The following is an 8,925-nucleotide window of genomic DNA, read 5'->3' as shown; positions in this document are numbered from 1 at the left end:
CGAAGGGCTCGGCGGCCACAAGCACGTCACCGAGCGGCTGCTGGCCGACAGCGGCATGAACTGGGCCTACTCCGAAATCTTCCAGAACTACGACCAGGGCCAGGTCGACGGCTACCTGCCCGAAAGCATCCGCGTTTCCGAAAGCAAGGGCAATCTGGTCCACTTCTGCGAAACGCACGACAACGCGCGGCTGGCGGCCACCTCGCACTCCTTTGCGCAGATGCGCGCCGCCTTCTGCGCGCTCACCGCGCACAACGGCGCGTTCGGCTTCGCCAACGGCGTCGAGTGGTTCGCCGAAACGCAGATCAACGTCCACAACGCCCACTCGCTTGGATGGGGCAGCGAGCCGAACCTGATCGATTGGCTGCGCCGCATCCACGCCATCATGGAAACGCATCCGGCGTTCCACGGCGGCGCCCGGGTCGAGCTCGTCACCGCCGGCTACCACAACTCCGCCGCCATCCTGCGCACCGATGCCACCGGCGGGCACCGCCTGCTGGTGCTGGCGAACCTCAGCCACGACCACGACGGCACCGTGGCATGGCACGGCGACTTCAACGGCTTCACGACCGACCTGCTGACCGGCCGGCACCTGAAAGAAATGCCCGGCAACCACCCCCTGAAAAACGGCGAAGTCCTGTGCCTGACCGACGATCCGCAGTGGGCGGGCCAAGTCGCCGCGGCGCTGGAGCAACCCTACGGCGGGACCCAAGCCGCCGAAGCCCAACTGCTCAAGGCCAAGGCGATGGATCTTTTCAACCACTTCGACGCGCTGAAGGAGTTCGACGCCGCCCGCTTCGCCGCCAACCCGAAGGCGCTTTGCGAGGAGCTGGCCGGCGGGGCGCCCGTCGTTGCCACCTGGCAGTGGCCGCGCGACACGCGCCGCACGGTCCTGCTGCCGCCCCACCATTTCCTGCTGGTGAAGGCCGCCCGCGGGTTCATTGCCGAGCTCAAGGACGGCAACCGGACGTTGGTCCACGAAAAATCGATGACGGCCGCCAACGGCGAGACCTTCGCCCTCTTCCAACCGCTAGAGACCCCGGACGCGCATCGGAACCTCACGCTGAAGCTGACGGTCTTCGAAGAAGAGACCCGCCGCGCCGAGTCGCCGATCATGCAGCTGTGCGAGGAGAAGAACGCCAAGGTGATCACCACCTGTCCGGCGGGCGAAATCCACGACCGCGACCGCTACGCCGTCTGCACCAACGAACACGGGGCGCTTTCCCAGGTCCGGATCGGTTGGGCCGAGCTTCGCAGCAAATACGACGGGTTGCTGATTGCCAATCTCGACCCGGAAGTGCCCGTCGACCGCCACACGATGCTGACGCGCTGCCGCGCATGGGTGGTGCGCAAGGGTTACTCCAACGAACTCTCGCTCCATTGCCAAAAACGGTTCACGGTCGCGGACGACGGCACCGTGGTTTGGAGTTTCGCCATCCCGGTCGGCGAAGGCTTGCTGGTGCCGCTCAAGGCGGCCCTGCAGCTCCACCCCGAAACCAATGCCATCCAACTGAGCTTCGTGCGCGAAGCGGCGGGCAACGACCCCGAGCACCTGCCGGACAACGAGCCGATCTCGCTGATCCTGCGAACCGACATCGAAGACCGCAACAACCACGAAGTCACCAAAGCGATGTATGGCGCGGAAGCCCATTGGCCCAACGCCATCCATCCCACCGCCGACGGGTATGTTTTCTCGCCGGCCGCCGACCGCAAGCTCGACGTTTCGCTTGCGGGCGGCGCATTCCATTCCGAGCCGGAGTGGTATTACATGATCCAGCATCCGGTCGACCGCGAGCGCGGCATCGATGGCGAATCCGATCTCTTCAGCCCAGGCTATTTCAAAATCGACCTCAAGGGCAAAGCGACCGGAAGGCTGGTGGCCGCCATCAACGAACCGGCCCGGTTCGACGAACCGACCCTGCAGGCCGACCCGGAAACCATCTCCATCGAACACGCCATGAAGCTGGCGACGAAGCAGTTCATTGTGAAGCGCGACGAATTCCAGACCGTAATCGCGGGCTATCCGTGGTTCCTCGACTGGGGCCGCGACACGCTGATCTGCCTGCGCGGCATCATTGCCGCCGGGTTCCTCGAAGAGGCGCAGAACATTGCGCTGCAGTTTGCCAAGTATGAAAAGGGCGGCACCATCCCCAACATGATCCGCGGCAACGACGACAACAACCGCGAGACCTCCGATGCCCCGCTCTGGCTGTTCGTCGCCTGCGACGAACTCATGAAGGCGCAGGGCAACCAAAAGCTGCTGAAGGCCGACTGCGGCGACGGGCGCACCGTCAAGCAAGTGCTTGTTTCGCTGGCCCGGGGATTGATGGCCGGCACCGAAAACGGCATTGCGTTCGACGCCGAATCGGGCCTGATCTTCAGCCCGTCGCACTACACCTGGATGGACACGAACTATCCCGCCGGCACCCCGCGCATGGGCTACCCGATCGAAATCCAGGCCATGTGGAACTATGCCCTCAACATGCTCGGCCGGATCGACAAGGCGCCGGAATGGCCCAAGCTGGCGCAGCAGGTCGAAGCTTCGATCGGCGAACTCTTCCTCGTGAACGCCGGCGACTTCACCTATCTGGCCGATTGCCTGGCCGCCGGCCCCGGAACGGGAGCGCGCGCCGCGGCCGTCGACGACGCCCTGCGTTCGAACCAGCTCCTCGCCGTCACCCTCGGCGCGGTCTCCGACAAAACGCTGTGCAAAAACATCCTCGAAGCCTGCGAACAGTTGCTGATCCCCGGCGCGATCCGCAGCCTGGCCGACCGTCCGGTGCAGCACCCCTGCCCCGTGCATAACAACGGCCACCTGCTCAACGACCCGAAAAACCCCTACTGGGGCCACTACTCGGGCGACGAGGATACGCGCCGCAAACCCGCCTACCACAACGGCACCGCTTGGACCTGGCCCTTCCCGTCCTATGCCGAAGCGCTGGCGATGGTCCATGGCGAAGCCGCGCGCGACACCGCGCTGGCCATCCTCGGCAGCGCATCGGACGTGCTCAACCACGGCTGCCTGCGCCAAAGCCCGGAAGTGATCGACGGCAACACGCCGCACACCCAGCGCGGCTGCGGCGCCCAGGCCTGGGGCGTCACCGAACTCTACCGGGTGGTGAAGCAACTCAAGGCATAGACCGCGGTCGGATCGATATGGAAGAATTTCCGCGCGACCCCGTCAAATGCAAAAACTTTCGAGAGCCTAAACCAGAAGGCCAAGTTCCTCGGGAATGTCAAACAACTAAAGGGCCAACAATATCCTTGCAAGGGGCATCCGGGTACTATTTCATTCATCACAATAGCGAATGAGGGGAACGTGCAAATGCCTGCAAAAAAAACATCGACAGAAAAAGCGGCGACCAACAACGGGAACAAATCACCGCGCATCCTAATCGTCACACCGGAAATCACCTATTTGCCGGAAGGCATGGGCAACATGACGAACAAACTTTCGGCCAAGGCAGGCGGCTTGGCGGATGTTTCGGCGTCGTTGGTTTCGGCACTTTACGAACTCGGCGCGGATGTCCACGTGGCGCTTCCCCACTACCGCAAGATGTTCCACGTCGACATCGGCGGTTTCATCGACAACGAACTGCTGATCTACAAGAGCAAGCTGCCCGACGATCGCATCCACCTGGCCGAGGACCGCATCTTCTACTACCAGGACCGGGTCTACAGCAACTCGCAGGAGACCGACCTGAAGATCTCTCTCGCCTTCCAGCGCGAGGTGATCAACAACATTATCCCGACCGTGAAACCGGACCTGATCCACTGCAACGACTGGATGACGGGGCTGATTCCCGGCGAAGCACGCATGCTGGGCATCCCGAGCCTCTTCACCTTCCACAACATCCACACGGTGAAAACCACGCTGGCGCATATCGAGGACCGCGGCATCGATGCCGCCGAGTTCTGGAGCAACCTGTTCTACGGCTGGCCTTCGGCCAACTATTTCGAGGCGCGCGACAACAACCCGGTCGACTTCCTGTGCAGCGGCATCTTCTCTTCGCATTTCATCAACACGGTCAGCCCCACGTTCCTGAAGGAGATCGTCGACAATGCGCACGACTTTGTTCCGGGCAACATCCAATGGGAAGTGGCGAGCAAATTCCATGCGGGCTGCGCGGCGGGCATTCTGAACTCGCCGGATTCCTCCTGCGACCCGGAAACGGACGACTTCCTGATCCAGCGCTATGGAGTGCTCGACCATTACGAGGCCAAGCGCGCCAACAAGACCTGGCTGCAGGAGCGCCTCGGCCTGCAGATCAATCCGGATGCCCCGATGCTGTTCTGGCCGTCGCGGCTCGATCCGGTCCAGAAGGGGTGCCAACTCCTATCCGACATCCTCTATGCCACGATCGACAAATACTGGGACCGCGGACTCCAGATCGTGTTCGTGGCCAACGGCGGCTATCAGCAGGTCTTCCACGACATCGTCCACCTCCACGATCTATACAGCCGCGTCGCGGTCTGCAATTTCGAGGAAGGGCTCTCGCACATCGGCTTTGCGGCATCGGATTTCATGCTGATGCCTTCGCTGTTCGAACCCTGCGGCCTGCCGCAGATGACCGGCGCGATCTACGGATCGCTGCCGATCGCCCGGGACACGGGCGGCCTGCACGACTCGGTCAGCCAAATGGATACCGGAAAAGGCACGGGCAACGGCTTCCTGTTCGAGACCTACGATGGCGCCGGCCTGGCCTGGGCGATCGACCAGGCCATGGAATTCCACGCGCTCGACCTCCACACGCGCGGCACGCAGGTCGGCCGCGTGATGAAGGAGAGCAAGCAACATTTCAACCACGAAGTGACCGCCCAAGCCTATATCGACATCTACCAGCAAATGCTCAACCGCCCATTGGTGGACGAGGTATTTGCCAAACCCAACCAGGATACCCTATGAGAGATCCCAACCTCGCAAAGCTTTGCGACGACCCGTGGCTGGCGCCCTATCTTGGCCAGCTCCACCAGCGCGCCGATCATATCCGCTGGGTGGAGGAACGGCTGACGGGCAACCACATGACGCTCGATGAGTTTGCCAACGCGCACGAGTATTACGGGCTGCACTTCCGCGACGGAAAGTGGATCTTCCGCGAGTGGGCACCCAACGCCACCGCCATTTACCTGGTCGGCGATTTTTCCCGATGGCAGCAACTCGACGAGTTCGCGCTGAACTACGGCGACGGAAACGGGGTTTGGGAGATCGAACTGCCCGCCGACAAGATCAAACACGGACAGCTCTACAAGCTGAAAATGTATTGGCCCGGCGGCGAAGGCGAGCGGCTTCCGGCCTACACGCGCCGCGCGGTGCAGGATCCGGAAACCCATATCTTCACGGCGCAGGTCTGGCGGCCGGAAAAGCCGTACGAGTGGACCTTCGTCAACCCGGCGACCCCGATCGGCGCGCCGTTGGTTTACGAATCGCACATCGGCATGGCGCAGGAAGAAGCCAAGGTGGGCTCCTACCTCGAATACAAGGAAAAGATCCTGCCGCGCATTGTGGAGATGGGCTACAACACCGTGCAGCTCATGGGCATCATGGAGCACCCCTACTACGGTTCGTTCGGCTACCACGTCTCCAACTATTTCGCCGCCTCCTCGCGCTTCGGAACCCCCGAGGAGCTGAAGGAACTGATCGACGCCTGCCACGAGGCCGGACTGGCCGTGATCATGGATCTGGTCCATTCGCACGCCGTGAAGAACGAAGAGGAGGGGCTTTCGCGCTTCGACGGGACGCTGTACCAGTATTTCCACGAAGGCGACCGCGGCGAGCACGAAGCCTGGGATTCGCGCTGCTTCGACTACGGCAAAACGGAGGTCCTCCACTTCCTGCTATCCAACGCCCGCTACTGGCTCGACGAATTCAAATTCGACGGCTATCGCTTCGACGGCGTCACCTCCATGCTCTACCACCACCGCGGCCTCGGAACCGGCTTCGGGAACTACGAAAACTATTTCGATGGGTCGGTGGACGTGGACGCCTTTGCCTATCTCGCGCTCTCGAACAAACTGATCCACGAAGTCCGCCCCTCCGCCATCACCATTGCGGAAGACGTTTCGGGCATGCCCGGCCTTGGCGCCCCGCTCGAAGAAGGCGGCTGCGGCTTCGACTACCGCCTGGCCATGGGCGCCCCGGACTGCTGGTTCAAGCTGGCCAACGACATTCCGGACGAGGAATGGAACATCGGCTGGCTCTATCACGAGCTGACCAGCCACCGCGCCGACGAACAGGTCATCAGCTATGTCGAATCGCACGACCAGGCACTGGTGGGCGGCAAGACCTTCATCTTCGAGCTGATCGACAAAGAGATGTACTACAACATGCATCTCGAGGCGCAAAACCTCGTGGTCGATCGCGGGATTGCGCTGCATAAGATGGCGCGGCTCTCCACCCTGGGCGCGGCGGGCCACGGCTATCTCAACTTCATGGGCAACGAATTCGGCCACCCGGAGTGGATCGACTTCCCGCGCGAAGGCAACGGCTGGTCCTACCAGTATGCCCGCCGCCAATGGAACCTGCGCGACGATCCGACCCTCAAGTTCCACTTCCTGGCCGATTTCGACGAGGCGATGGTCAACCTCGTCCGCGATCGCGGAACCCTTGGAACCGAAGCCCCGATCTTCCGGCTGATCAACGAAGGCGACAAGACGATGGCCTTCGAGCGCCAGGGACTGCTGTTCGTTTTCAACTTCCATCCGGTCAAGTCGTTCACGGACTATCCGGTGGATTGCACCCCGGGCAAGTATCGCTTGCTCCTGAACACCGATGCCCCGGAATTCGGGGGCCACGACATTGTCCAGGGCGAGCAAACCTACACGGGCACGAGCTTCCACGACGGGGCAAACGACCGCAACCAGATCCACCTCTACATCCCGTCGCGAACCGGGTTCGTGCTGGAACGGGTCCCGTAGTATTTCCCCGAAACAACGACCGCCAAAAACCCCTGTCATCCTACAACGATACAGGGGTTTTTGTTTTTTTTGCGCCGGCCTCTGCGGAAACCTCGCATTCCACCCGACGATCCGGCCTCGAACCCGCTATCGGCATGCTTCGTGCTAAACTTGCGGCAACAACCGAAGCCGTATTAACCGCGAGAACCCGATGACCGTAGAAAACAGAGAACTCCCCCCTACCAAATCCATCGAGGATGTTGATCTGCAAAAGGCCCTGACCGAGCTGAGCCGCACGATCAACATCATCACGACCTACGGGGAAAACCACCCCGCCGTCCAACAGGCCGCCTCCACGGCAATGGACTCCATGTCCCGGCTTTTTTCCTCCCGCAAGAAGGTGATCATCGGCGCATTCAACGGCAACCTGACCGTGGACGAGGTGACGGTCAATGCGGACGGCGTTCTGCTTAAATCGCTCGAACGCAGACTCTCCCGGCTTCGGATTACGGGCCTTAAGATCGATAGCGGCATCACCGAGCAAGAAGTGGCACAGCTCGCCGACCTGCTTTCGAGCAAGGATGCAGCCGTCTTCGAGACCGGCATGCAACAGTCCCAGCTCAACCATATTTCGTCGGAAGAGACCCGCTTCGCGGCCGTCCGCAGCGGCCAAACGGTGGCGAACACCTCGGATCTCGCCGGCTTAAGCAGCAACGGCATACTGGTGCTGGATGAAGAACTCGACGAAGGCGGCGCCGGCTCCGGCGAAGGCCGCGGTCCGGATATCCACGTCGAACAGATCGTCGCTTTTCTCAAAGGTGATATCGAAGCCGATTCCGAAGGGGAGATCGGCGAACAGCTGCGCGAACTGGCCGCCGATCCCGCCCAGCTGGGAAAAATGATCTTGGAATCCGTTGCGGTTCGCCAGTCCGTCTCGGAGCTCTCCGGCGAATCGCTTGGCGACGTGGTGCTCGGGTGCCTGCGGCGAACCTTCAACGGACTGCGGCAGCAACCCGCGTTTAAAACCGCCGACGGCATGGCCGACCTCCGCAAGGCGCTGCTGTTGCTGGAGGAGAGCGTACTCGACCGCATGCGCGACCTGACGGGCGACTCCAACCCGGAACTGGACCGCCAAATCGTACAGGCCATCCGCGAAATGGATGAAAACCTCGGCTTCGAGATGGCGGCCGCGCAATACATGGAGCACCGCGATGCCATCGAACGCAACAAGGAAGAGCTCCAGGCCTATGTCAAGAGCCATGGCGTCGGCGCGGCGGAGGACCTGCTTTCCGAATCCGATTTCCCCGCCACGGAGTGGCGCCGCATCGTGGTGAACAGAAACAAAGATACGGGCAACCCATCCAGTCCGCCGATCGCCGATGGCATCAACACGCTGGCCAACGTTTTCGAAAAACTCGAAAACCTGATGAAGTCGAAAAGCACCGACGGCGCCACGGTCAAGGACCTGCTGGGCGAAGCCAGTGACAACCTCGACGACACCATCTACACCACCAAGGAAAAACTCGATGTCCTGTCGCAGCACCTGAAGGAAGACGACATCGGAACCATTGGAGGGCAAGGGCGAAACATGAACCAAAAGGAGTTGCTCGCCGCCCTCTCCGAGGTTGCCCAGGAACTGATGCAGCCGCTTACCGCCATCAATGCCTCGCTGGAAATGATGTTGCACGGCTATGTCGGCGACATCACCGACGAGCAACGCGACCTGCTCGGCCTGGCCTCCAACAGCGGGGAGCACCTCAAATTCCTGATGCGGGAGCTGATCGAAATCGTGGGCTGCCCCACCAACCAGGGCATCGACAGCCGCTTCCACACCACCAGCGATGAAGTGATCCTGATGCAACAGGCGATCTAAAGAAAAAGGGCGGGATATCCCGCCCTTTTTCATGGCATTCGGCCGCCGGGCTAGGTCAGGTCCTGCCCGCGGCTCATAACGACCTTGCCCGTGCGAACAAGCTCGATGATCTTGAACTTGGCAATCATCTCCTCGAGCGCATCGATCTTGCTCGGATT

The 8,925-nt window shown here is 61.5% G+C and carries 5 protein-coding genes; 4 read left to right on the top strand and 1 reads right to left on the bottom strand.

Annotated elements, in window-relative coordinates:
* From ABYO54_RS10190 to ABYO54_RS10175, 4 genes are all read left to right on the top strand, one after another.
* Positions 1-3,139 (top strand): amylo-alpha-1,6-glucosidase (locus ABYO54_RS10190; protein WP_372808144.1); only part of this gene is annotated, 3,139 nt, incomplete at its 5' end.
* A gap of 186 nt (positions 3,140-3,325) precedes the next feature.
* Positions 3,326-4,906 carry a glycogen synthase gene (locus ABYO54_RS10185; RefSeq protein ID WP_372808143.1) on the top strand — a complete coding sequence of 527 codons (1,581 nt, stop codon included), beginning with the start codon at positions 3,326-3,328 and terminating at the stop codon, positions 4,904-4,906.
* A complete protein-coding gene (locus ABYO54_RS10180) occupies positions 4,903-6,915 on the top strand; it encodes an alpha amylase C-terminal domain-containing protein (RefSeq protein ID WP_372808142.1) in 2,013 nt (670 codons plus the stop codon). Before ABYO54_RS10185 ends, ABYO54_RS10180 begins: the two co-directional genes overlap by 4 nt.
* Before the next feature lie 190 nt (positions 6,916-7,105).
* Positions 7,106-8,767 carry a hypothetical protein gene (locus ABYO54_RS10175; RefSeq protein ID WP_372808141.1) on the top strand — a complete coding sequence of 554 codons (1,662 nt, stop codon included), beginning with the start codon at positions 7,106-7,108 and terminating at the stop codon, positions 8,765-8,767.
* A gap of 50 nt (positions 8,768-8,817) precedes the next feature.
* Here the strand turns inward: ABYO54_RS10175 and ABYO54_RS10170 are convergent, their stop codons facing one another.
* Positions 8,818-8,913, bottom strand: a complete 96-nt coding sequence (locus ABYO54_RS10170; protein WP_372808145.1) for a hypothetical protein — start codon at positions 8,911-8,913, stop codon at positions 8,818-8,820.
* Between the last annotated feature and the right edge of the window lie 12 nt (positions 8,914-8,925).

The sequence above is a fragment of the Pontiella sp. genome (assembly GCF_041622395.1).
Classification (GTDB): domain Bacteria; phylum Verrucomicrobiota; class Kiritimatiellia; order Kiritimatiellales; family Pontiellaceae; genus Pontiella.
This window is presented reverse-complemented; position numbering and strand designations above follow the sequence as displayed.

Coding starts and splice junctions, on each gene's coding strand:
- ABYO54_RS10175 (WP_372808141.1), top strand. CDS start 7,106: ATGACCGTAGAAAACAGAGAACTCCCCCCTACCAAATCCATCGAGGAT.
- ABYO54_RS10185 (WP_372808143.1), top strand. CDS start 3,326: ATGCCTGCAAAAAAAACATCGACAGAAAAAGCGGCGACCAACAACGGG.
- ABYO54_RS10180 (WP_372808142.1), top strand. CDS start 4,903: ATGAGAGATCCCAACCTCGCAAAGCTTTGCGACGACCCGTGGCTGGCG.